Raw genomic sequence first — 25,977 nt, forward strand, 5'->3', positions numbered from 1 at the left:
TAGGAGGATTAAAATGCTTTTTTTAGATAATAGAGGAATCACTGATCCAACATTAAATTTAGCTATGGAAGAATATGCTTTAAAAAATTTGGATCCTGAAAATACATACTTTCTGTTTTATATCAATGAACCTTCAATTATAATAGGTAAAAATCAAAATACAGCTGAAGAAATTAATGCATCTTACGTAAATGATAACAATATCCACGTAGTTAGAAGATTATCTGGCGGAGGAGCAGTGTATCATGATTTAGGAAATCTTAACTTTAGTTTTATTACAAAAGATGATGGAAATAGTTTTCATAATTTTAGAAAGTTCACAGAACCAGTGATAGAAGCGTTAAAAGAACTTGGGGTAAATGCAGAATTAAGTGGTCGAAATGATATTTTAGCTGAGGGTAGAAAGATTTCGGGGAATGCTCAGTTTTCTACTAAAGGCAGAATGTTTAGCCATGGAACATTACTTTTTGATAGTAATATAGATGAAGTTGTAAATGCTTTAAATGTAAAACTTGAGAAAATCCAATCAAAAGGAATCAAGTCGGTTAGAAGCAGGGTAGCAAATATAAAAGAGTTTTTAAAAGAAGATCTAACAATTCAGCAATTTAAAGATTTATTATTAGAATCTATCTTTAAAGAACTTGGTTCAATTGAGCGTTACGAATGGACAGAAAACGATATTAAGAATATAAAAGAACTTGCCGAAAAAAGATATCGTTCTTGGGATTGGAATTATGGGAAATCACCAAAATGTAATATTCAGCAAAGTAAGCGATTTGCAGTTGGTCAGATTGATATTCGTTTAGAAGTGAATAAAGGAGTTATAGAGTTTGTTAAAATTTATGGCGACTTCTTTGGAGTAGGGGATGTGGCTGATATAGAACAGATTCTAATTGGAACAAAATTTGATAAACAAGAAATAGAAAATAAACTGAGCGAAGTTGATTTAAAGCATTATTTTGGAAACGTATCAATAGAAGAATTTATGAGTTTGTTATTTTAAGAAAGAGTGGGAAACCATTCTTTTTTTTGTTTTTTAAATAAAATTCATATAAATAAGGAAGTTGAATATTCTTACTTGTCAGAAATGTTTTCTAGCAATATAATATATTTAGAATATTTTAAATTATTATTCAAAGGGGGTCATTTCTTGAATTTAGTTCATACACTTTCACAATCTGTACTAAAACATCCAGAAAATACTGCAATTGTCTTTGAAGGGCAATCGTATAGTTACTCGACGCTGAATACATATGTTTCACGGTTTGCAAGTGGACTTTCCAAAATGGGAATTGAAAAAGGAGATAAAATAGCCTTAGTAGTTGGTAACTCTCCACATTTTATTATTGGCCTATTTGGTGCGTTAAAAGTTGGAGCTGCAGTAATTCCAGTAAATCCACTCTATTCACCAGACGAATTAATTTATATTCTTACGAATGGCGATGCAAAAGCGGTCATCACCTTAGATTTATTTCTCCCACTAGTTGAAAAAGCTTCACCAATTCTTCCGAAAATAGAACACTTCATTATTTGTGAAACAAAGCAAGAGAATCCTTATGAATTTACAGACAATAAATTGAAATCGTTTACAAACGTAATTGGGCTTGGAGATGAATCATTCCAAGGACCAGAATTACATGATGATGAATTAGCAGTCATTTTATATACCTCAGGTACGACTGGTAAACCAAAAGGAGCAATGCTAACACATAAAAACCTTTACTCAAATGCAATAGATGCAGGGCACTTTTTAGGCTTTACTAGCTCTGAAAAGGTTATTGCGACGCTACCAGCATTCCACGTTTTCTGTTTAACAGTAGCATTAAATGCACCGCTAATGTATGGTGCAACAGTTATACTTGTACCGAAATTTAGCCCAAATGAAATATTTAATATTATTCGTTCACAAAAGGCAACGGTATTTGCAGGTGTACCAACGATGTATAATTTCTTATATCAATATCCAGAAGGAAAAACAGAAGATTTTGAATCAATTCGTTTATGTATTTCTGGTGGATCATCACTTCCAGTTGCATTATTAGAGAATTTTGAGAAAAAATTTAATGTGATGATTTCAGAAGGATACGGATTATCTGAAGCTTCACCGGTCACTACATTTAATCCATTAGACCGTCCAAGAAAAGCTGGTTCAATTGGAACGAATATTAGTAATGTAGTTAATCGAATCGTTAATGAACTTGGTGAAGATGTAAAAGTAGGTGAAGTTGGTGAATTAATTGTACAAGGGCCGAATGTAATGAAAGGCTATTATAATATGCCTGAGGAAACGGCAATGACGATTAAAGATGGCTGGTTATATACTGGTGACTTAGCGAGACAAGATGAAGACGGATACTTCTTTATCGTTGATCGAAAAAAAGAAATGATTATTGTTGGAGGATTTAATGTGTATCCTCGAGAAGTAGAGGAAATTTTATATAATCATCCTGATGTTGTTGAATGTGCAATTATTGGTTTACCTGATGATAATTTTGGCGAAAGTGTCAAAGCATATGTCGTATCAAAAAATCCTGCATTAACTGAAATGATGTTGATTGAGTATTGTAAAGCACATTTAGCGAAGTATAAAGTGCCAAGATCAATCGAATTTATCGCAGAACTTCCAAAAAATGCGACAGGTAAAATATTAAGAAGAGCATTAAAGGAATCAATTGTTCAATCATAAAATTTACAGTAAGAAGGTACACCATGATCAGGTGTACTTTTTTTTATTAGCCTTTTTTCTATAAGATTACTTTTTTTTAGAGCTAACTGTAAATAAAGAAGATGATGAACGGATATGCGAGTCTCCTGTGGGAGTAGCGGGAAGGTGAGACCCCGCAGTGGTCAAAAAGGTAGGCATGTAATACCATGACGTCCTGTCGTAACGCATGCATGACCTACATCGTGTGGGCCCGAGGAGGCACACCGCCCGCCCCACGTAAAGCGAGCATCCTGGAGTGAAAAACTACAAATCTGCATAAATTTGCAAAAAAATTTTAAGTTTTAATTAAAATGGAGATTTATTCCAATATTAAATCTATAATTTAAATAGGTTGAAGTTCTAAAAAATTGGACAAAGTTGATAATATAGAAGTGGGGGGATGTTATGAAAAATACAACTAAATCTAAAACATCAAAAATTATCTTAATAGGTTATGCGATTTATATCATACTTGTATTGTTATACTTTTATGTTTTTACAGATGCTAATCTTCCTTCTAAATATCAAGGAACATTTGTCGATCCAAATACATTTATGAACCATAAAGAAGCTAATTTAACGACGAGCTATAGTACGATTAAAAATGTTTTATACTTTATTAGTTTACCTTTAGATTGGATCGTCTTATCACTATTATTAATTAGTGGATTTATGGAGAAACTAGGTAACTCATTATCAAAGTTAACTAGATTTAAGTTTATTCAAGTCTTTTTGTATTACTTTTTCGTGTCCATATTAACCTATTTAATAACGTTTCCAATCGATATATATCGATTTCACCTATCAACAAAGTATGGATTGTCCGTTCAATCTTTTAGTGCTTGGATGAAAGACGAGGTTATCAGTTTTTGGGTTAATTTTGGGATGACGTTTTTAGTGTTGTATGTCGTGTATCTCCTGATTAAGAAGCAGCCTAAAAAATGGTGGATATCTGTTTGGTTGCTAAGTATTCCTTTTACAATTTTTTTAACGTTTATTCAACCGGTCTTAATTGATCCATTGTACAATGACTTTTATCCATTAAAGAATAAGGAATTAGAAAAGAAAATAGTTGCTTTAGCCGGAGAGGCAAATATTTCAGCACATAGGGTATATGAAGTAAATATGTCTGAAAAAACAACTACATATAATGCATATGTTACCGGTATAGGTAAGAATGCAAGAATTGTCCTTTGGGATACTACCTTAAAAGGATTAACTGAAGATGAAATTATGTTTATAATGGCTCATGAAATGTCCCATTATGTGAATAAAGATATTTATAAAGCGATGTTCGGAACATTGGCAGGCAGCTTAGTCGGTTTATATATTATTGATCGTTTAATGAAATATGCACTATCAAACAAAAGAAAACTAAATTCATCAGATAAAATGACTGTTATCTTAACACTGTTTTTATTGTTTAGTGGAATTGTTGGCTTCATTTCCGAACCGGTTTCTAATACTGTCTCAAGAAATGCAGAGAAAAAAGCAGATTTATTTGCAGTAAAATTAACGAATGATCCAGAATCAGGTATTACTGCTTTTCAAAAATTAACAAAAAACAGTTTATCTCAGGTGAACCCACCATTCATTGTGAAGTTCTTTAGATATGATCATCCAACTATGCTTGAACGCATGAACTATTTAGAGGCAGCGAAAAAAGGAAAATAAACAAATTAAGATACGCTAAACAAATTATTTTTATAGCAATGTAGTTAATGAAAATAGTCGAAAAAAAACATCCTAAGAGGATGTTTTTTTATTGTTTATATTTTTTAAACATAAATGGGAGTCTAAGAATTAATGATAATAATAGAATAATGATGACTAATATTGCTGCAGATTGATCGGCTATTTTCCTGGCATCGTCTACTAATGCCTCAGATTGAATATACCATAGTTGTACAGGGAGGGTCGCTCCAGGTCCTGTTAGAGAAAAATCCCACATTTTATCTGATGCACTTGTTCCTCCGACAAGTAGGATTACAGCCGATTCACCTAATGCTCGACAAGCTGTTAAAGAAATTCCAGTGAAGATACCTTTTAATGCTGCAGGTAATATGATTGTTAAAATACATGTAGCTTTTGATGCACCTAATGAATAGGCTGCCTCACGATAACTTAAAGGTACATTACGGATCGATTCTTCAGTAATACGCGTTAATGCAGGTAAATTTAAGAATGATAGTGTAATTGCAGCACCAATAACAGTTAATCCTATATCAAACACTTCAACGAATAATACATATCCGAATAAACCAAATACAAGTGAGGGAACTGAAGCGAGTGCTTCAACACAAGTGCTAATCCATTCTGTCATTTTATTTTTCTTTGCATATTCAGCTAAATAGATCCCAGCACCCAATGCAATCGGAATTGAAATAACTAGAGAGATTAATAAAACATAAAAAGTATTAAATAGGAAAGGGCCAACACCTCCACCAGCATCAATTTCTTCTGGTAGGCCAGTTAAGAAGTGGATATTAATCGTAAATAGTCCCTTACTAATAATTTTCAATAATAAAAAAAGAATGATTGAAAATGAGAAAACTGTAATAGCAGATAGTAAGAATTTGATTACTTTATTAATTGTTCTATTTTTCTTTATACTTTTTTCGATGTTTATAGGAGTCGTTCTCATATTCATGCTCCTTTTTTACGTAAGTTTCTAATTATGACAATTAAGATCAGGGAGATACATAATAAGATAAATGCCATCATATAAAGTGCGTAATTCCATGTTGAATGATAATCCACATTTAATATTTCCATTACTATATTACTTGTAAGAACAGAAGTTGGCATAAAAAGAGACTTTGCAAGCTGTGCAGTATTTCCAATAACCATAACAACAGCCATAGTTTCACCAATTGCCCTAGCCATTCCTAGAATAATAGCTGTCGTTACACCCGAAGAAGCAGTTGGAATTAATACTCGACGAATCATTTGAATATGTGTACTTCCGAGTGCATAGCTTGCCTCTTTTAAATCGGCTGGAACGGCCATAAATGAATCTTCCGAAATTTTTACTACAGTAGGAATACACATTAATGTTAATACAAGTGAGGCAGACAGTAATCCGCTTCCTAGGCTAGTGTGAAACAAATCACGAAGGAAAGGGACTAATAAAGTTAATCCAATGTATCCATAAACAATTGAAGGGATCCCAACTAAAATATCAAGTGATAATGATAAAATATTTCGTAACCAAGCAGGTGCAAACTGTGTATTAAAAATGGCTATACTTAAAGAAATAGGTACTGTAAATAGTAAAGTTAAGGCTGTTAAGCTTAGCGTACCAATAATAAAAGAGGCTGCTCCAAAATGATTGTCATATGGTTCCCATTTTAATGAAAAGAAAAATTCTTTAAATGAAACAGCATGAAACACGTGTATACCTGTTTTTCCAATAAAATAAACAATTGCAAATAGAATAATTCCTAGTAATAAAGAACTGCAAAGGCAGGCAATTAAAAATGAACGATTAAAGAAAGTTGTCTGATATACGTTTTTTTTCTTATCTAATTGACTATAAAGCTGATTGCTCTCTATATGTGGAACACCCACCTGAAAATCCCCCTTCTCGAAAAAACAAACCCCAAATATTTGGGGCTTGCTATCCTTTTTTTATTATTTCATTTCTTTAACTGGAATAAATTTTAAGCTTTTTAATGATTTGTTTTGGAATTTACTGCTTTGCATAAATTTAATAAACTTCATGTTCGCATCAGAAACATTCTTTTTAGTGATAAGGTAACCATAGCCCCAGACTGGGTATTTTTTTGCTTTTACGTTAGCAACTGTAGCTGCTACACCATTATATTTTAATGCTTTTAATCCACTAGAAGGCGTAATATAAGCTAAATCGATGTAACCAATACCATAATTGTCACCAGCAACACTAGTTTTCATTGCACCACTACTAGCAGCTTTAGAAACATTTGAACCTGAGTCTTTAATATCTTCACCTTTTAATGCTTTTTTCTCAAAGTTTACACGAGTTCCAGAACCAACGCTTCTTGTATAAACGTTGATTGTATGATCTGGACCACCAACTTCTTTCCAGTTTTTAATTTTACCTGTGTAGATATCAGTTAAATCTGAAGTTGAAAGGTTATCAACAGGATTATTTTTACTAACTACTGCAGCGAATGGAATAACTGCAATTTTATGTGCTTCTAAACTTGAGAAAGTACTTAGACCAGTAACTTTTTCAGTAGTAGCATCCCAGTCACATGCACCGATTGTTGCAGAACCTTTTGTTACAGCTTGTGGTCCGGCGATTGAAGATGAACCTGAAACTGAAATTTTAATTTTTGGATTTGATTTTTTAAATTCTTTTGAAGCTTGGTTTGTTAATGGAAGTAATGCAGTTGAACCTGCAATTACAATACGGTTTTTATCGATTGCAGCACCTGCATGTTCCTTTGTATAAGAAGTAGATACACCAAATGCAAGAGCTGTAGATAATACTGCGATAGATAATTTTTTAGTTGTTAATTTCATGATTTTTTTCCCCTTTTTGTTATTATTTTGTGATATAAGTTACAGTGCCATTAGTTACATAAGCAGTTTTTTCTTCGCCATCATCACCATAAGTGAAAGCTAATTTTGCTGTATTTAAAGCAGTTAGTGAGTTAATTCTTTTAACCGATTTAAAAATTGGTTTTAACATTCCACTTTCAGTTAATTCAAATACTTGATCACCAGAAGCTAGCATTTGAACAACTAATACTTTTCCATCCATTGTTTTTGTCATTAAACTGAAATCTTTACCTGCATATAAATGCATAGCTTGATTAGTTAATGGGTTTTGTACGATTAACTTTTCTAAAGCATTTTCATCTTCCGTGCTTTGAGACAAGTAGCTATAAAAACCACTTGGAAGAATAGTAGGGTAAACTTTATTATCTTTTGAATTTGTTAATTGAACTGCAGTAGCTCCAGAAACTGACGCATCGATTGACCATAAATCTTGTCCTGCATTAGAATCATCAATTTCAGTTTGTTCTCCTGTGATTGGATCTATTGTTGAAGTAGCTGTTTTTGTAACATTATAGATAAATTTCAAAGGTGAGACTGAAGCAACGATTAAATCTGATTTATTTTCTACTTTGTCAGCTACAAGAACTTTAAACGCACCAGATGTAAGATCTAATTCTGAGATTGATGCATTTTTGTCACCTTCAATATAGTAGATCTTTTTATTATCTGTAGACCAGATAACACTTGTTTTTGGTTCAACATTTTGATCGAATTTAGAAACTTTGGCAGTATTTAAATCAACAATGTTAATAATTCCTTCGTCATCCACATAAACAGCACTTTTACCATCATTCGAAACAGTTAAATCTTGGTATGGTAAAGTTTTTTCGATTTTCATTGTCATTGGATTTACGATATATGAATTTGATGCTTCTTCAGTATCACCAGTTACAAGTAATTTTCCACCAGCGATAAATTGAGTTTCATAAGTATCGGCTTGAAGTAGTTTTGTAGAACTAATATAAACTGTTGAAGTATTTTCAGCTTTTAAAACTTCTTTTCCAAAAGTTGATGCAAATACATTTACGTCTCCGTAAAGTACGCCTTTATTGTTTACTATTGTCATAGAAAACTTTTTATTATTTAAAAGAATTGCCTTGGATTTAGAGTTAAATAGTAAACTTGTTTTGTTTTTACCAGAAACTACTTTAAATTCAGTCGTGTTGTTTTTCTTGTTGAAGATAGTAGTAATTTTTAATGCTGAGCTTACGTCTTTTAATGAATAAAGAGTTTTACTACCGTGTTTAATAGTAGCAATGTTTCTTAATGATCCATCAATCGAAATCTGTTTTTTAGCTGTTACATATTTTACTGATGTTACTTTAGTAGCGGCACTAACAGAATCGTGGAGACCTGGTAAAGCTTGGCTCGTTAAGATTGTAGATGCTACAACCAACGCAGGAATTACTTTCTTCATTAATTTTTTCCCCCTAGGTATTATGTAATCTTATTACAATGTTAATCCTACAATCTTAATGTTGAGGAAATATAAAGAAGTCAGAATCTTATGTAAAAAACCTGTAAATAAATTGTGAACCTTCCCTTTATTCTGATTAAAGGTGTCGAAAAATCTTTTGAAAAAAAATTCTGAATTTAATATCCATTTTGAATTATCTGTTATATAATAACGTAAGTAAACAATAACTGTTATATAACTGATAGGAGGAACAACATGACGACTGAGCTTTCAAGAATAAAGGTACTTGGTAAACAAGTGGAAGGTTCATTAGACATTCTTACGAGTGAGGCATTAAGTTTCTTAGAGCAATTACACACACAGTTTGAAAAACGTAGACAAGAGTTACTTTTAAACAGGAAAGACAGAATGCGTTTTTTACAAAATGGAGGTAAGCTTCAATTTTTAAACGAAACTCAACATATTCGTGAAAGTGATTGGACAATTGCGCCAATTCCGAGTGACTTACAAGACAGACGAGTTGAAATAACAGGACCAGTTGATCGGAAAATGATTATTAACGCACTAAATTCAGATGCTTTTGTTTTCATGGCTGATTTCGAAGATGCCACTTCACCAACTTGGGAAAATATAATCTCAGGTCAAGTTAATTTAAGAGATGCTGTAAATCGCACAATTTCACTTCAGTCGAATGGGAAAACCTATAAGTTAAAAGAAAAGCCAGCTGTGTTAATTGTTAGACCAAGGGGTTGGCATTTAGAGGAGAAACATATCACAGTAAATGGAGAATCCATGTCTGGTAGTCTAGTAGATTTTGGTCTTTATTTTTTCCATAATGCAAAACAGTCAGTTGAAAATGGCTCAGGTCCTTATTTTTATCTACCTAAAATGGAAAGTTATTTAGAAGCAAGACTATGGAATGATGTATTCTTATTTGCTCAAAGCCAGTTGGATATTCCTGTTGGAACAATCAAAGCAACTGTGTTAATTGAAACAATAGCTGCTTCATTTGAAATGGATGAAATTTTATATGAATTAAAAGACCACTCTGCAGGATTCAATTGTGGAAGATGGGATTATATATTTAGTTTTATAAAGATGATGCGTTATGACAAATCTATTATTCTTCCAGAACGTTCAGTCGTTACGATGGAAGTTCCATTTATGCGTTCATATTCACAGAAAGTAATTCAAACTTGTCATCGTCGCAATGCTCCAGCAATTGGAGGGATGGCTGCACAAATTCCTATAAAAGATGATGAGGAAAGAAATGAAAATGCCTTTGAGAAAGTAAGAAAAGATAAAGAAAGAGAAGCTAGAGATGGCCATGACGGAACTTGGGTAGCACATCCTGGGTTGGTGCCTGTTGCTCTTGAACAATTCAATAAATATATGCCTACACCAAATCAAATCCACGTTAAACGCGAAGATGTAAATGTTACAGAAGAAGATTTAGTGAGACTTCCAAATGGTGTCATTACAGAGCAAGGTCTTCGAACGAATATCACTGTAGCTATTCAATATATTGAAGCTTGGTTAAGTGGTCGAGGTGCCGTACCTTTATATAACTTAATGGAGGATGCAGCTACTGCTGAAATATCTCGCGCACAAATTTGGCAATGGGTTCGTCATGAAAAAGGTGTATTAGAAGATGGTACAAAAATAAGTCTTCCATTAGTAGATTTACTAAAAATTGAAGAGATGATGAAGCTAGAGTTAGAGCTTGGTAAAGATCGCTTTAAAGCTAGACGTTTTAATGAAGCAATTGATTTATTTGATGACTTAATAAGTAATGATGAGTTCGCTGATTTTCTAACTTTAAAAGGTTATAGCTACTTATAAAAATTTAGGAGGAAATAAAAATGAAAAAAAATCGTGAAAGCCGTATTGCTCAATTACAAGAAAGCTGGGAGTTTGATTCTAGATGGAATGGAATTACTCGACCATATTCAGCTGAAGAAGTAATTAAATTAAGAGGTTCAATTGACATTGAACAAACACTAGCAAGACGAGGCTCTGAAAAACTTTGGAAGTTATTAAACGAAGAAAACTATGTTCATGCACTTGGTGCACTTACTGGAAATCAAGCTATTCAACAAGTAAAAGCAGGGTTAAAAGCAATTTATCTAAGTGGATGGCAAGTAGCGGCTGATGCAAATTTATCAGGGCAAATGTATCCAGATCAAAGCTTATATCCTGCAAATTCTGTTCCTGCTGTTGTAAAAAGGATCAATCAAGCTTTTCAACGTGCTGATCAAATTCAATACGTTGAAGGCGGAGAAGAGCTTGATTATTTCGCCCCAATTGTTGCTGATGCAGAGGCTGGTTTCGGTGGACAATTAAATGTGTTTGAATTAATGAAAGGGATGATTGAAGCTGGTGCAGCAGGTGTTCACTTTGAGGATCAATTATCTTCTGAGAAGAAATGTGGACATTTAGGTGGTAAAGTTTTATTACCGACACAGACTGCTATTCGTAATTTGATTTCAGCTAGATTAGCAGCTGATGTAATGGGTGTTCCTACAATTATTGTTGCAAGAACGGACGCTGATGCAGCGGATTTAATAACAAGTGATATTGATCCTGTCGATCAAAAGTTTATTACAGGCGAAAGAACCCCTGAAGGTTTTTATCGAACAAGAGCGGGGCTTGACCAAGCAATTGCGCGTGGTCTTGCTTATGCACCGTATGCAGATTTAATTTGGTGTGAAACATCAGAGCCGAATTTAGAAGATGCAAAACGATTTGCAGACGAAATTCATGCTCAGTTCCCTGGGAAGCTTTTAGCTTATAACTGTTCACCTTCGTTTAACTGGAAGAAGAAATTAGATGAAAAAACGATTGAAACATTCCAAGAACAAATTGCTGAAATGGGTTATAAATTCCAATTTGTGACACTTGCTGGTTTTCACGCTTTAAACTTTGGTATGTTCGAGCTTGCTAGAAAGTATAAAGAAAGAGGAATGGGTGCTTATTCAGAATTGCAACAAGCAGAATTTGCTAGTGAGAAATTTGGATATACTGCAACACGTCATCAACGCGAAGTCGGAACAGGTTATTTTGATGAAGTGGCTCAAGTTATAACAGGAGGAACATCTTCAACAACAGCATTAAAAGGGTCGACAGAAGAAGAACAATTTACTGAAAAATAATTAAAAATCCAAACTATCCTAATTTAATTAGGATAGTTTTTTATATTCCACTAATTATTAGTAAAGTTGTTCAATTTATGACTAAATGTCGGATAAATCGTTGACTTGACTATAATATTGTCAGCGTCCCTAAAGCAAAACTAGAGTTAACCACTTCTAATATATTAGGGAATTTTAAAATAAAACGTACTGCAAAAATCCAACACATATCTAAGGTTTTTAGTAAAGATTGACAATTATGTTAAACAATTCACAATTAGATAGTAAGATTTTCTTTTTATGATATTATTGCATTTAGCAACCTTGTTTTCGCAAAATTTTGTCTTAAAGCTATTAAATCTTTAAATTTTTTAACTAGTAGAATGAGGCTTAGGAGGAGGCAAAGTATGGATCATGTGAAAGGAAAAGTAAAGGTATTAACAGAGTACGAGGTAAATAAATCGACTATGGCTATTATTCCAGAATTTACAGTCGATTTAGCAGTAATTTCAAAAGTTTATGAAACAGACGACAATTTCTATGTATTGATGAAACCACTTGAAATAATAGAAAGAAGTTGTGCTTACTTTGGATCAAGCTATAAAGGGAGAAGAGAAGGCACGAAAAAAATGATTTCTATTACTCACAAACCACCAATTGCCATTAGTGCGATGAATCAAATATTCTTTTTCCCCACTTCATCTTCCCTGAAAATAGAATGTTCTTGGATCTCCTACAACCATGTTGGCAGTTTCAAAGGCGGAAAGTTCAATCGGTCTGTAGTTGAATTTTTTAACGGAGTAGAAATTCCGTTAGAAATTTCTAGAGGTTCATTTGAAAATCAATTGTATCGTACGGCCCACTTACGAGCGATCTATGAAGATCGACTTAATCCCGAAAATAATAAACAAAAATCCTACAAATTAATTCCAGATCAAGAAATTACATCTTATATTAAAGGGGTTATGGTGCACGAAAAATAAATAGGAATAATAGGTTATATTAAAACTACTTTCGGTGAGATTAAGAAGTAGTTTTTTTATATTGTGCTGTTTTCGAAAAGGTAAGCCCCCTCAGGCATGATTGTGCCAAAGGAGGCCCGTCGCCCACCCCACGGAAAGTCAGCATCCTGAAGTGGAAATTTACAAAACGCTATATTAGAAGTAACAATGGTACAATTAACATTTTAAAAAGGAACGAATAATTCATGAAAAATTACTAATAGTAGCATTTATTATTATTGAATAAATAGTTATATGTGATAATGTTAACAGTAAGGATATCATTATTGAAAAATGGTTTAAGGAGATTCATATTTAGATGAGCGTTTTTGACATAAAGGATTTTTTTACAGAGGAACATTTTTTACATCTAATTCAGCAATACAAAGATTATGGTCCATTAATCGGGATTTCAATTCCATTTCTTGAGGCTATATTTCCAATACTACCTCTGGTCGTTTTCGTATTTGCGAATGCTGCAGCATTTGGTCCTTTATTGGGATTTTTATATTCATGGATTGGATCTTGTTTAGGTTCAATTTTATTATTTTATCTCGTGAGAAAGTTTGGGCAGAAACGATTTTTTTCTTTCCTAAATAAGCATCAAAAGGTTAAGTCTTCAATTGGATGGATTGAAAAAAGAGGATTTGGTCCAATTTTTATAATGTTTTCATTTCCCTTTTCACCTTCCTTTTTAATTAACATAGTTGCAGGTTTATCTCGTATAAAAATTACTCAATTCTTAATTGCTCTTGTATTAGGGAAATTTACGATGATTGCTGTGATTAGTTATTTAGGTAAGGATTTAACTTCAGTCTTTGGAAATCCGATAAAAGCATTATACATAGGAATTTTTATTTTTGTATTATGGATTGTTGGAAAAGTGATTGAGAAACGTATGAACATCAACGAGAATACATCAAAGAATAACGGTACGCCTCAACCATCTGATGAGCAATAACTAATTATTACTCAGGGGAGCGAGCTACTAAAATGTTAAAAAAAGAAGTTTTTGACTGGGGTAAGGCATTAATTCTAGGAGTAGCAATTGCTTTTATTGTAAGGACATTTTTGTTTTCAACGTATGTAGTTGATGGAGAATCAATGATGCCTACACTAAAAGATGGAAATTTACTAGTAATCAACAAGTTTGGTTATCAATTGGGAGAAATTAAACGTTTTGATGTAATCGTTTTTCATGCAAATAAAGAAGAGGATTATGTGAAGCGAGTTATTGGATTATCGGGTGATACGATTGAATATAAAAACGATCATCTCTATATTAATAACAAGAAAATGAGCGAACCATATCTTAATGAATATAAAAGTATATTAAAAGGTGTTCCTTTTACTGGGGATTTTAGCTTGAACGAAATAACAGGAAAAACTAGAGTTCCGTCAGGTTACGTCTTTGTAGAAGGGGATAATCGTCCAAAAAGTTATGACAGTCGTTTGTTTGGTTTTGTAAAAGTTGATAAAATAGTTGGTAAAGTAGATTTGCTATATTGGCCACTTTCAAATATGAATACGAATTTTAACAAATAAGCTCCTTTTTGGGGGCTTTTCTTTATAAGTAAGTACTGTCAATTCATACTGTTGATAGTAATGATGATTGGAAAGGTAATGCTCGACTCTTGTGGAAGTAATGGGAAAGGTGAGACTCACGCAAGATGCCAAAAAGGTAGACATGCTAATAACACGACATCCTGTCGTAACGCATGCATGACCCACGTCTTGTGGGCCCAGGAGGCTAAAGCAGCCTCCCGCGGAAAAGCGAGCATCTTGAAGCGGAAATTAACTAATTTTGAACATTAATAGATTAGAAAGGAAGGGGTATGATATGTCATTTCAATTCATATTAGGACGTACAGGTAGTGGGAAAACATATTCAATCTTAAATGAAATGTCAAAAAGAATAAAAAATGAACTAAAAAATATTATATTAATTGTTCCAGATCAAATGACCTTTCAAATGGAATATGAACTTGTAAAAAGACAAGAAAAGAAAGCACTTTTAAATTCACAAGTATTTAGTTTTACTCGTCTAGCTTGGAAAGTATTACAAGAAACTGGTGGAATAAGTAGAATACATATTGGTGAGATTGGAATTTCAATGATTCTTCGTAAAATCATTGAAGAAAGAAAAGAAGAATTAAAAGTATTTCATCACGTTGCTGACCAACAAGGTTTTTATAAAGAATTGTCAGCACTCATCGCTGAATTTAAAGGTTTCAAAGTTTCAGATGAGGAATTGGCAACTGTTATTCATCAAATGGAGCAACAATCTTCAAATGATCGCGTTTTTATCCAACAAAAAATAAACGATATTCAAATCGTTTTTGAGGCTTTTAATACATATATGAAGGATAAGTATCTTGATTCAGAGGATTATTTAAATCTTCTTATTCAAGAAATTCCCAAAAGTGATTATCTAAAGGACAGTATTATTTACATAGACGGATATTATGATTTAGCTCCACAAGAGCGAAGTGTCGTTGAGATGTTAATGAAGCATTGCAGCGAAGTGAAGTTCTCATTAACATTAGACCAACCTTATGATGATGGTTTACCTCATGAACTAAACTTGTTTCACAAACCAGCACAGTTATATTTTCAAATGAAACAATTAGCTTTAAGCTTGAATCTATCAATAGAAGCACCAGTAATATGTAAAGTAAATCAAAGAGGTAAAACGAATGCTTTAAAATACTTTGAAGAAAATTTTGATCGTAGACCACTAAAAGCCTCATTCGATTCAGAAGGATTAGAGGTTATTTCTGCTGCTAATCGTAGAACAGAAGTACATGCAATAGCTAGAGATATAATTAGAAAGGTTCGTGATGAAGGATATAGGTACCGTGATATCGCTATTTTCCTTCGAAATAGTGATTCATATTCACATCTGATATCTACTATTTTTCATACATATCAAATACCCATTTTCATAGAAGAAAAACGCTCAATGTTAACACATCCATTATTTACTTTATTACAAGCAACATTTGATATCATTCAGAAGAACTGGCGCTATGAAGCAATTTTTACTGCATATAAAACAGAGTTAGTTTATCCATATGATAGTGATGTACATAAAAATAGAGAGCATCTCGAACTATTCGAAAACTATTGTATTGCCTATGGAAAACAAGGTAAAAAGTGGACAAAAGATGAACGGTGGAATTATCGGAAATATCGCTCCACTGATGGGATTTCCATTGGGAAAACAGATGAAGAATTAGAATTTGAGGACCTTATAAATAAAGAACGTGATTTATTAGTAAACCCTATACTCACACTTCAAAATGAACTGAAGAAAGCTCAAAATGTAAAAGAAATGTGTGTCGCACTATATCAGTATATTGAATCGATGGACATTTCAAGAAAGCTTCAAAGGTTAAAAGATGAGGCAGAATCTCAGTCAAATTTAATAGAAAGTAAGGATCATGATCAAGTATGGAAAGGTTTCATCCAACTTCTTGATGAATGTGTTGAATTAATTGGAACTGAAAAAATGTCTCGTAAAACATTTTTTCAAATTTTACAAACAGGATTTCTTTCACTTCAGTTTGCAAATGTTCCAGCATCTTTAGATCAAGTGAATATTGCTGACTTCGATCACTCTCGATTACAAAATATAAAATGTGCCTATATTTTAGGAGTAAATGAAGGAGTCATTCCTAGTAAAGTAAGTGAGGACGGATTATTAGGTGATGCAGCAAGAGAATATTTACAATCATTTGGTCTTGAAGTCGCACCTACTAGTAAACAACAATTATTCGCTGAGAACTTTAATATCTATATGGGGATGAATAGAGCAAGTGATTGCTTAATCGTTAGTTACCCATTAGCAAATGATGAAGGGAAAATTTTGACACCTTCAAGTATTATTCAAAGGATTAAAACAATTTTTCCAACAATACGTAAACGATTTGAAAGTGGTGATTTAACATTTAGTGCTACCGATGATCAGTTATCTTATTTAACAAATCATGGTACGGCTATTTCTCACTTAGTGTCGCAAGTTCAAATTTGGTCCTCACAAGATCGAGAAGTTAATATGGATATTTGGTGGACTGTTTATAATTTACTCCGCGAAGACGGTGACTTCAAAGATAAGCTTTATAAAGTACTAAATAGTGTGATGTATAACAATATTGCCAAACCACTTGGTGAGGATTTAAGCACGGAGCTTTATGGGGAAGAATTGAAAGGTTCAGTGTCGCGAATAGAACTTTTCCATCAATGTGCTTATGCTCATTTCGCTCGTTATGGTTTGCAACTGCAGGACCGTGAAATATATAAATTTGAAGCATTTGATATGGGGCAATTATTCCATAGTGCTTTAACAATTATTGGAGAAAACCTCCTTCAAGAGGGTAAAAGCTGGAGCGGTTTAACTAATTCTGAGTGCGAGGAATTGGCCTCAAAAGTAGTGGACGAAATCTCTCCAAAGTTTCAACGTGAAATATTACTTAGCACAAATCGTTATCTCTTCTTAAAGAAAAAAATGAAAGATGTTATATCAAAGGTTTCTTCAATCTTGAGTAAGCAAGAGAGTGCGGGGAAATTTATACCAATTGCATTAGAGGTTCCTTTTGGTGCAGGGAAGCAATTAAATTCCTACGACCTTCCAATTGATCAAAAACGAAAAATGGTTTTAAATGGACGAATTGACCGTATTGACCAGGCATCTAGTGAAAACGGTGATTATTTACGAATACTAGATTATAAATCTACAAATAAAGAATTAAAATTGTCTGATGTTTATTATGGACTAGCTTTACAGTTACTTACTTATCTTGATATTGCGGTTGCGAATTCCAACAACTTACTTGGAAAGCCGGCAGATCCTGCAGGGATTTTATATTTCCATGTACAAAATCCAATAGTAGATGTTGGTAATAAGTTTGTTGGACTGGATGATATTCAAAATGAAATCTTTAAAAAGTTTAAGATGAATGGACTATTATTAGCAAACCGAGAGAGCAATATATTAATGGATGAAGAGTTGATTGAAGATGGCGGATCTTCGGATATAATTCCGGTCGCAATTAAAAAAAGTGGTGAATACACAGCAAAGTCAAAAACTGTAAATCTCGAGCAATATCCGATGATGACGAATTATATTAAACAAAAATTTACAGAAGCTGGCCAACAAATTTTTCAAGGGGTTGTTGAAGCAAATCCATATCAACAAAAAGATAAAATCCCTTGTACTTATTGCTCATTTAAATCTGTTTGTCAATTTGATAAAAATGTAAAAGGAAACGAATATCGTATTCTCCCTCCTTTAAAAGATGATGAAGCGTTACATAAAATGATAGAGGCGGTGAAATATGATGAGTCAGGAAGAAAATAAGGCAAAAAAGACTATGTGGACAGCGGATCAACAAAAAGCAATTGATAGGGAAGGGTCAGATATTTTAGTAGCAGCAGCCGCTGGATCTGGTAAAACAGCGGTATTAGTTGAACGAATCATTCAAAAAATTATCCGTGATGAGAATGCGATTAATGTAGATGAATTACTTGTCGTTACATTTACAAAAGCCAGTGCACAGGAAATGAAAGAGAGAATTGGAATCGCATTAGAAAAGCAATTGGAACTCAATCCTAGTTCAGAACATTTGCGTAAACAGGCCTCCCTGTTAAATAAGGCGTCTATCTCTACAATTCACTCGTTTTGCACTGAAGTAATACGTTCGAATTATTATATGGTTGAATTAGACCCGAATTTCCGAACTGCAGAAGAAGTGGAAATAAAACTATTAATGGATGAGGTTTTGGAAGAATTATTAGAGAATGAATATAGCGATGAAGAGAATATACACTTTTTCGATTTTATCGATCGTTATACGAGCGACCGTGACGATAATGATTTACCAAAATTAATCTTAAAATTATATCGACATGCCATTTCAAATCCGAATCCAAGTGAGTTCTTAAATTCATTTATAGATCAATATGATGTCATGAATAAAGAAGTTGATGATATTCCGTTCATAAAAGAACTAAAGAAATTTATTCAAGGGGACATTGTTACTTGCATCAACGGATATAAGCAGGCACTTGATTTAATAGACAGTCCAGATGGTCCAATAAAATACGCAGACTTATTTAAGGAAGAATGCTTCAGATTAGAATCGTTACTTCATGTCACACAAAAATCTTGGGAAACTATTAATGATGAACTAAAAAATATAGCTTTTAATAGACTTCCTATCATCAAAAAGACTGAAGGGGATCAACACAAGAAAGAACTTGCAAAGAGTTTTAGAGATGAAATTAAAAAGAAAATTGATGATATAAAAGATAAATATTTTAGTCGACATATTGATGTTCAATTAAAACAAATTCATGAATTAAAGCCACTATGTCAAAAGTTAATAGGGTTAGTCAATCAATTTATTGTAATGTTTAAGCAAGCGAAACTAGAAAATGGGATATTAGATTTCAATGATTTAGAACACTATGCACTTCAAATATTAAAGGACAAGGATCATCAGAATGAACTAGTTCCTTCTTCTGTAGCTAAAGTTTATCAAGAAAAATTTACTGAAGTTTTAGTGGATGAATACCAAGATACTAACTATGTACAAGAATCGATTTTAAGATTAATTACTAGAGGAACAGGTGCTTCAGGTAACTTATTCATGGTAGGTGATGTTAAACAATCAATTTACAGATTTCGTTTAGCTGAACCGCAATTATTTATTACGAAATATAATCACTTTGAAAAAGAACAAAATAGCAATACAGGTTTACGGATCGATTTATCTAAAAATTTTCGTAGTAGATCTGAAGTGTTAGATGCTACAAATTTTATTTTCCAACAAATTATGGGAAGAGAAATAGGTGGAATCGAATACGATGAAGATGCCATGTTAAAGCTTGGCGCGAATTATCCTGAATATGAGGATAGTGCAGCGGAATTAGTTCTTTTAACAAAGACTGACGATGAAGCATTTTCTGATGAACAAGTAGAAAGTGAAGAAATAATTGAGGAAAAACTTGATCGAATTGAAGCAAGATATGTAGCAAATCGAATGAAAGAACTAGTTGAAAGTCATTATCTAGTTACAGAAAAATCAGGTGAAATGAGGCCAATTAAATATAGTGATATTGCTATATTAGGACGTTCACTATCAAATGCAGATTTATATATCGAGGAATGTAAGTCGCTTGGAATACCACTTTATGCGGAGAAATCTAATAATTTGTTTGAAACAATTGAAGTAGCAGTCTTTCTAAATCTATTAAAAATTATTGATAATTCGATTCAAGATATTCCGCTTGCTTCAGTATTACGGTCTCCAATAGTTGGTCTTAGCGAACGAGAGTTAACACTCATAAGATTAAATGAGAAAAAAGGTTCTTTTTATGATGCGTGTCTTGCTTATATGAATAATTTTGATAAAAGTAAACAAGCATTATCACATAAATTAGTAAACTTCTTTCTTCAATTAACGAAATGGAAACAGTTAGTTAAGAGGGAGTCTTTATCAATTTTTATTTGGAAAGTATTAATTGAATCTACTTATTTTGACTTTGTAGGCGGATTATCTGGTGGAAAACAAAGACAAGCCAATTTATTAACAATATTTGATCGAGCTAAATCGTTAGAAGAAACGAATTATAGAAGTCTATTTCAATTTCTTCGATTTTTAGATCGAATGCAGGAGAGAGATGAGGAGTTAGGCGAGGTTCGAATAGTAAGTGACCAAGAGAATGTAGTACAAATGATGACTATTCATAAAAGTAAAGGTTTGGAATTCCCAGTAGTATTTGTGGTAAATACATCAAAGCAATTTAATATGCAGGACCTTAATGGGAAATTTATTTTACAAAAGGAATTAGGATTGGGCATGAATTATGTCCATCCAATCTATCGTACGACAAACACTACATTGTTGAAAGAAACGATTAAACGTAAAGAACGGGAAGAATTAATTTCAGAGGAATTACGTATTCTTTACGTAGCATTAACACGTGCGAAAGAAAAATTGATTTTAGTAGGAAGAGCGAAGGACACATCGCAAAAAACAATTGATAAATGGAAAGAAGTTGAAAACCATAATGATTGGCTTCTGCCACTAAATGTAATCAGTGGCGCAAAATGCTATCTTGATTGGATTGGACCATCAGTAATTAGACATGAATCAAGTAATGCAATTCGAATTGAAGATGAGTTATGGAATACTTCAAATGAAATTCAATTTTATCCATGTAGGTGGACTTATTCCATAGTTGATGCTTCTACGATTAAACAATTGGAACAAGAAGAGGATGAAAATAACAAATCAAGTATTTATCAATCATTGCAGTTGAAAGAAGCCATTAAACTCGATAATAATCAATGGAAAGAAACGCTAGAACATCAATTAAACTGGAAATATAAATACAATCAATCTACATTATATAGACCAAAACAATCTGTTACTGAGTTGAAACGAAAAATGCAGGAAGAAGATCCATATACCGGGAGTTATACATCTTCTAAAAGTTTCCCACTAGAGAGACCTAAATTTATGTCTGAAACTAAGATGAATCAAGCCGAGAAGGGAACGGCTACTCACGCAGTTATGCAGAATCTAAATTATTTACAAGTTTCATCTAAAGAAGAAATTCAGGAACAAGTAAATCAGATGATTTCAAAAGAATTAATCACTATTGAACAAGGAGAAGTGGTTAATAGCTCAGATATTTATCAGTTTTGTCAGTCTGAATTAGGTCAATTAGTTCAAAAATCGAATCGGATATTACGAGAAGTACCATTTAGTTTTGGTGTGCCAACAAATGAAATATATAAAGATTGGGAAGACGAGGAAGAAGTTGTCCTAATTCAAGGCATTATTGATTTACTCTTAATTGAGGGTGATGAGGCCATTTTGATCGATTATAAAACAGATCGAACGGACTCATTTTCTTCGATTGATGAATTAAGAAATGAAGCAATTAGACGATATGGGGTCCAATTAGATCTTTATACTAGAGCAATTGAAGCAGGGATGGAAAAGAGGATCAAATCAAAATTTCTTTATTTCTTTGACGGTGGACATATTATTGAACTTTAAAAATAAGTTTAAAGAAAGTAGAAAAGCGATGCCAATGGGCATCGCTTTTCTTTTTAGTTTTTTCGGAGTACTTTACAGAATTATAATGTCGCAACGTCATTTTGATCTGCTAAATCTGCATCAAGTGTATTTGTAGCACTTGCACCACTTACAGTAGTTGGGATAAATCCAGTGTTACCTGAACCGGAACCAAAGTATGATTTTGTAGCAGTTTTTGGTGAAATATTGTTCAAATCACCTGTATTAATGCTACCTTCATTGTTTTGTATAACGATTGCTCCTAGAAATGTAGGCATTAATCTCTCTCCCTTCTTATTTAAGATTGTATTGTCGGTGTACCAGTAGCACCAGTAATATATTCTTCATGAATCGGTGTAGAAGTAGCACTGGAATGAGATTGATACTGTATTTGAGTTTCTTTTTCAAAACGTCGTATTTGATGAACACGTGATAACATGGATGCACTATGAACTGATCCAATGAGTGAGACACTTGCCGCACTGATACCGTTAAAAGTAATGTATCCAACTTGGATTGTAGGGTTAATATTTACTCGATTCAAATTAACAATTGGAACATAAGGATCATGGGTCGGTACTACTTTATAAACTGGATAAATTTCGAAAACATCTCTTTCTGGATTGGCAATGATTTTTCCTTCTTGATGTAATGCAAGAGCGTTCGATTCTGAATTAATCGAAAAGACATCCCCAAATTGTAGAATACTAGAAAATAATGTAGAGTTCACATCGAATCTCTCCACTGCAGCTAATCGAAATCTAGGATCAATCTTAAACATTAGCTTATAGATAAAGGCACAAATGGTCCAATAATTAACGATTCGGGGGGAGTATCAAATATGGAGGATAGTGATATGTTATGAGCATCACCGATCAAAAATAATGAGGATGATGAAACTGCTGTAAACTTTATTGTATCAACTTGTAAATTACAGTTTGTTACATTTAAATTCATCCTTTATTCTCCTTTCGGATATTATTAGGTAAGTTTTGTAAAAATGCACGATAAGCTGTTTGAATATCTCGTAACATGTGTAATACAACTTCTTCAGAATACTTCATAGGATTTTCTTCAAAGTTAGGCTTATTTTTAAATAAGTCTATATAGTAAGGTATCCGTATATCCATTTGATTTCGAATATCATCAATCATCATTTGACGATAGTAATCATCTACAGAACATCTCAGTTCCATTTCTAATTGATGGATTGTTTCAAATGCTTCTTCTTTTAAATGGAAATTAATTCGTTCTTGAATATACGATTTTAATTCTTTCATTTGAGTATCTGACTTAATTGTAATTTGTTGGTTTTCAACTGTTAAATCATCAAATGTTGGGGCTTGAAGTGGATTCAATCCAATCGATAACGAACCATTTAAATTCTCTACTTTTAATTGGTCAAATTTATATTCAATTTTTTCAATCGTTGTTTCAGGTCGTTGGGAAAGCTCATGTACAGTGGTTTCAAGTTGAACAATTCGATTCTTTAATTGCTCAATCATTTGTGATTGTTCATACAGAATTTGTTCGATCTGAGTGTATCTCATTTCGAGTTGATTCATTTCATTCCCTCGCTTTCAATTTGCTACAGGAATTAAATCGAGTCTTCTTGGGATGTTCGAACGATTTGACCTGGTTCAGTAATTGGTGGTGCAGGTGATAAATAATCGCCCGTATTATTTGTTATCGTTTTTGCATTTATATTTCCTGAGGTACCTATTTGAAAAACAGATGAATTGACAATTCCGCCAGTTTTAAGCTGATTGATAATAATTGTTTGATGTATATATATATTCAAACAACACCCTCCTCTACATGTTTCCAACTATTGGTTGGTCAATTTGATCTTGATCATAAACATTCGAAATGCTCTTGTTGTTATAAACAGTTACATTATCACCTGTATTAAATGAGCCAGCGCCAGCATATGTTTGAGAATTACTTTTAGGTTGAATGTGATATGCGTCGCCAACGTTTACTACAGCGCTACTTCCGATACTTACAATATTAATAACTCCAACATAAGCAGGCATGATTGTACATCCTTTGTCTTTTTATGATTATGTATTATATGGCTAAATGCCCTAAAACGTGATTACTGTAAGTGTATTACTTAGGCGTTATCCTATTTAATGAAAAAGAAAAAAAGCTAATCGCAATTAGAAAATACATTCTAATCGCAACCAGCTATTATGCTCTCTTTTTAGTAAAAGAAGAAATAGAAATCATATTCATGAGCCTGTCCAATTCTTGACTGCATAATACAGTTCTCTTGTTCGTAAAGCCATACCGCCCCGCAAAATATACCATGCGAGCGCGTTTTTTCTCTATAACATGAAGTAGCAATTTAGTCACCAACTTTGTTCAAGAATAGGGAATTATGTCTAGGTCTCGCGATGTATGTAATGCTATTATACAAAATCATTTTCATATGAAAAGGCATTCGCTAAAAGAAGTGTAAAAGTTACAAATAACTACAATTCCCAACTAAATACTTCATATGAAAAGTGGAATTTCAACCGTTTTTGTAGTAAAAAGGTTGTGGAATGTCGAAAAACAAAGATGTGTTGTTCTCTATATATTTATTTTCGACAGTAGATTACAATTCCTTTAGATTGATATTTAAAAATAAACAAAATCCTTCGAAAGTCACGATGTTTTAAATGGATGTTAGGAATAAAGTTACGGTATTTAAGATCGTATGATATGTTCATAAGTTTTAAGAAAGATAATTTCAATGAAACAGTTATTAAGTGAGTAATATGTCCTTATATGGGCCTTGATTTAGTGACTTTTAAGACCTAGAAAAGTAGGTATTTCTTAAAAAATGGCGAATTTGTGACAAAATTAGAATTTCTTCTTTTTAGAGTTATGGCTAAATTTATTAATTTATTCGATAGTATGATATGATAATTTGGAATATGAAATTTGGGAGGAAATGAAATGGTTCACTTACATATTACTTCGTGGGTATTGGCTATTATTTTAGCTCTTTATGTTGGACATGGGTATAAAAATGGTCAAAATGTGAAAATAGCTCACATGATTTTACGTTTATTATACTTTGTTATTTTAGGAACTGGTCTGTATTTATTTATCGGTTTAGATAAGGATGCAATGCCGTCAGATATTAAAATGCTGTACAATATCAAAATGACACTTGGCATTATCATGTTAGGGGTATTTGAATACTTTACTGTTTCTTCAAAGAAAAAAAGAAAAATGGTTATTCCAGCTACAGTTTTTACTGTTATTATTTTAGCTTTATTGTACATAGGATTCAGATTACCTTTAGGTTTTCATTTCTTTGCATAAAAAAACTGCCACATTTTGATGTGGCAGTTTTTTTATTTGATAAAGCAATTATAGTTTTATGATAGTTGAGTTAATAAATAACGGTTACCTGTCGCTTTCGTTAATTCAAATCGATGGTTTTGTTCTTCTGGTGAAATTCTAAACTGATGGTACAAAGAGCAAACTAGTTCTCCGTTATCAAAAACGATGAAATTTACCCCTTCTACAGGCGTATCTTCTGGTTGGAATGAAAGGAAATTATGACAGTATAGACAGTCGTAAAGAGAAAACCCGTGAGTATTAAGTAAGTACGCTAAAGAATAAAACGATTCATCACTTAAATTCTTTAATAATGAATCAAAGCTATATAATAGTTTCTTTTGAATTCGCAATAAGTCACCGTTTTGTAATTTTTTCTTTTTTGAATGATTGATACTATACGTCCCATTTTTTAATGAAGCTGGTGTCCATTCTTCATTTATAGAAACCTCAAATTCTACTTCGATAAGTTCTTCGAGTAAAAAGGCTTCATCAGTTTCATCATCGAAAAAGACCCATTCATCATTAATTTCCTCAATTGTTCCAATGGTAAAAGCACGAGGTTGCTCTTTAAAAAGTTGTGTTCGAAGCTTATATTGCATTAAGTAACCTCCAGTTACAAGCGTTCTAAATTCTTTTCGATAATATAATTAGATTTGTTATCTGGAAAATTTAATGATTCGGACATTTTGTGTAAACATAAAATAAGAAGGTGAAAGTATATTTTTCCTTTTCAACTAACTGTATTTTA

The 25,977-nt window shown here is 32.7% G+C and carries 23 protein-coding genes; 11 read left to right on the top strand and 12 right to left on the bottom strand.

All coding sequences use genetic code 11. The features are described from left to right. Nucleotides 1-13: 13 nt before the first annotated feature. The 3 genes from lplA to B7R65_RS09240 all read left to right on the top strand — a co-directional run bounded on the left by lplA (nucleotide 14) and on the right by B7R65_RS09240 (nucleotide 4,378). A complete protein-coding gene (lplA, locus tag B7R65_RS09230; RefSeq protein ID WP_088042472.1) occupies nucleotides 14-1,003 on the top strand; it encodes a lipoate--protein ligase in 990 nt (329 codons plus the stop codon). Nucleotides 1,004-1,150: 147 nt separating this feature from the next. Continuing rightward, on the top strand, nucleotides 1,151-2,686 hold the full coding sequence (locus B7R65_RS09235; protein WP_179194822.1) for a fatty acid--CoA ligase family protein: 1,536 nt from the start codon (nucleotides 1,151-1,153) through the stop codon (nucleotides 2,684-2,686). Between the two features lie 423 nt (nucleotides 2,687-3,109). Further along, nucleotides 3,110-4,378: a M48 family metallopeptidase gene (locus B7R65_RS09240; protein WP_088042473.1), complete on the top strand. Its 1,269-nt coding sequence runs from the start codon at nucleotides 3,110-3,112 to the stop codon at nucleotides 4,376-4,378. 88 nt (nucleotides 4,379-4,466) lie between these two features. Here the strand turns inward: B7R65_RS09240 and pstA are convergent, their stop codons facing one another. The 4 genes from pstA to B7R65_RS09260 form a co-directional block, all read right to left on the bottom strand. Further along, complete coding sequence (gene pstA / locus B7R65_RS09245) at nucleotides 4,467-5,348, bottom strand: phosphate ABC transporter permease PstA (protein ID WP_256941232.1); 882 nt, start codon at nucleotides 5,346-5,348, stop codon at nucleotides 4,467-4,469. 2 nt (nucleotides 5,349-5,350) lie between these two features. Next, nucleotides 5,351-6,274: a phosphate ABC transporter permease subunit PstC gene (pstC, locus tag B7R65_RS09250; RefSeq protein ID WP_088042475.1), complete on the bottom strand. Its 924-nt coding sequence runs from the start codon at nucleotides 6,272-6,274 to the stop codon at nucleotides 5,351-5,353. 63 nt (nucleotides 6,275-6,337) lie between these two features. Next, nucleotides 6,338-7,213, bottom strand: coding sequence for a phosphate ABC transporter substrate-binding protein (locus B7R65_RS09255; RefSeq protein WP_088042476.1), 876 nt, complete (start codon nucleotides 7,211-7,213; stop codon nucleotides 6,338-6,340). A gap of 22 nt (nucleotides 7,214-7,235) precedes the next feature. Beyond that, nucleotides 7,236-8,669: a stalk domain-containing protein gene (locus B7R65_RS09260; RefSeq protein ID WP_088042477.1), complete on the bottom strand. Its 1,434-nt coding sequence runs from the start codon at nucleotides 8,667-8,669 to the stop codon at nucleotides 7,236-7,238. A 255-nt stretch (nucleotides 8,670-8,924) separates the two neighbouring features. Between B7R65_RS09260 and aceB the strand changes: the two genes are divergently transcribed. From aceB to addA, 7 genes are all read left to right on the top strand, one after another. Further along, nucleotides 8,925-10,511, top strand: a complete 1,587-nt coding sequence (aceB, locus tag B7R65_RS09265; RefSeq protein ID WP_088042478.1) for a malate synthase A — start codon at nucleotides 8,925-8,927, stop codon at nucleotides 10,509-10,511. A 20-nt stretch (nucleotides 10,512-10,531) separates the two neighbouring features. Then, nucleotides 10,532-11,821: an isocitrate lyase gene (gene aceA / locus B7R65_RS09270; RefSeq protein WP_088042479.1), complete on the top strand. Its 1,290-nt coding sequence runs from the start codon at nucleotides 10,532-10,534 to the stop codon at nucleotides 11,819-11,821. A 386-nt stretch (nucleotides 11,822-12,207) separates the two neighbouring features. Beyond that, entirely contained in the window at nucleotides 12,208-12,783 is a 576-nt protein-coding gene (locus B7R65_RS09275; RefSeq protein ID WP_179194823.1) for a competence protein ComK, read from the top strand. 337 nt (nucleotides 12,784-13,120) lie between these two features. Beyond that, on the top strand, nucleotides 13,121-13,762 hold the full coding sequence (locus B7R65_RS09280; protein WP_088042481.1) for a TVP38/TMEM64 family protein: 642 nt from the start codon (nucleotides 13,121-13,123) through the stop codon (nucleotides 13,760-13,762). A 32-nt stretch (nucleotides 13,763-13,794) separates the two neighbouring features. Further along, entirely contained in the window at nucleotides 13,795-14,346 is a 552-nt protein-coding gene (lepB, locus tag B7R65_RS09285; RefSeq protein WP_088042482.1) for a signal peptidase I, read from the top strand. Between the two features lie 295 nt (nucleotides 14,347-14,641). Then, nucleotides 14,642-18,160 carry a helicase-exonuclease AddAB subunit AddB gene (gene addB / locus B7R65_RS09290; RefSeq protein ID WP_088042483.1) on the top strand — a complete coding sequence of 1,173 codons (3,519 nt, stop codon included), beginning with the start codon at nucleotides 14,642-14,644 and terminating at the stop codon, nucleotides 18,158-18,160. After that, a complete protein-coding gene (gene addA / locus B7R65_RS09295; RefSeq protein WP_179194824.1) occupies nucleotides 18,141-21,872 on the top strand; it encodes a helicase-exonuclease AddAB subunit AddA in 3,732 nt (1,243 codons plus the stop codon). The genes addB and addA overlap by 20 nt, the downstream gene beginning before the upstream one ends. A gap of 80 nt (nucleotides 21,873-21,952) precedes the next feature. On the opposite strand, the gene B7R65_RS09300 is transcribed toward addA, so the two are convergent. The 7 genes from B7R65_RS09300 to B7R65_RS09330 form a co-directional block, all read right to left on the bottom strand. After that, nucleotides 21,953-22,168, bottom strand: coding sequence for a spore germination protein (locus B7R65_RS09300; RefSeq protein WP_088042485.1), 216 nt, complete (start codon nucleotides 22,166-22,168; stop codon nucleotides 21,953-21,955). 20 nt (nucleotides 22,169-22,188) lie between these two features. Further along, a complete protein-coding gene (locus B7R65_RS09305) occupies nucleotides 22,189-22,671 on the bottom strand; it encodes a spore germination protein GerPE (protein ID WP_142288231.1) in 483 nt (160 codons plus the stop codon). After that, complete coding sequence (locus B7R65_RS09310; protein ID WP_088042487.1) at nucleotides 22,671-22,847, bottom strand: spore gernimation protein GerPD; 177 nt, start codon at nucleotides 22,845-22,847, stop codon at nucleotides 22,671-22,673. The genes B7R65_RS09305 and B7R65_RS09310 overlap by 1 nt, the downstream gene beginning before the upstream one ends. After that, nucleotides 22,844-23,455, bottom strand: coding sequence for a spore germination protein GerPC (gene gerPC, locus B7R65_RS09315; protein WP_088042488.1), 612 nt, complete (start codon nucleotides 23,453-23,455; stop codon nucleotides 22,844-22,846). Before gerPC ends, B7R65_RS09310 begins: the two co-directional genes overlap by 4 nt. 32 nt (nucleotides 23,456-23,487) lie before the next feature. After that, nucleotides 23,488-23,691: a spore germination protein GerPB gene (locus B7R65_RS09320; protein ID WP_088042489.1), complete on the bottom strand. Its 204-nt coding sequence runs from the start codon at nucleotides 23,689-23,691 to the stop codon at nucleotides 23,488-23,490. Nucleotides 23,692-23,704: 13 nt separating this feature from the next. Further along, nucleotides 23,705-23,926 carry a spore germination protein gene (locus tag B7R65_RS09325; RefSeq protein WP_088042490.1) on the bottom strand — a complete coding sequence of 74 codons (222 nt, stop codon included), beginning with the start codon at nucleotides 23,924-23,926 and terminating at the stop codon, nucleotides 23,705-23,707. A gap of 157 nt (nucleotides 23,927-24,083) precedes the next feature. Next, nucleotides 24,084-24,239 carry an aspartyl-phosphate phosphatase Spo0E family protein gene (locus B7R65_RS09330; RefSeq protein WP_088042491.1) on the bottom strand — a complete coding sequence of 52 codons (156 nt, stop codon included), beginning with the start codon at nucleotides 24,237-24,239 and terminating at the stop codon, nucleotides 24,084-24,086. Between the two features lie 597 nt (nucleotides 24,240-24,836). On the opposite strand from B7R65_RS09330, the gene B7R65_RS09335 reads away from it, so the two are divergent. Next, on the top strand, nucleotides 24,837-25,208 hold the full coding sequence (locus B7R65_RS09335) for a DUF1516 family protein (RefSeq protein WP_088042492.1): 372 nt from the start codon (nucleotides 24,837-24,839) through the stop codon (nucleotides 25,206-25,208). A gap of 56 nt (nucleotides 25,209-25,264) precedes the next feature. Here B7R65_RS09335 and B7R65_RS09340 read toward each other — a convergent pair whose 3' ends face one another. Further along, nucleotides 25,265-25,828 carry a DUF2777 family protein gene (locus B7R65_RS09340; protein WP_088042493.1) on the bottom strand — a complete coding sequence of 188 codons (564 nt, stop codon included), beginning with the start codon at nucleotides 25,826-25,828 and terminating at the stop codon, nucleotides 25,265-25,267. Nucleotides 25,829-25,977 lie beyond the last annotated feature (149 nt).

Source organism: Bacillus sp. EAC (assembly GCF_002156875.1).
Taxonomy (GTDB): Bacteria; Bacillota; Bacilli; order Bacillales; family Bacillaceae_G; genus Gottfriedia.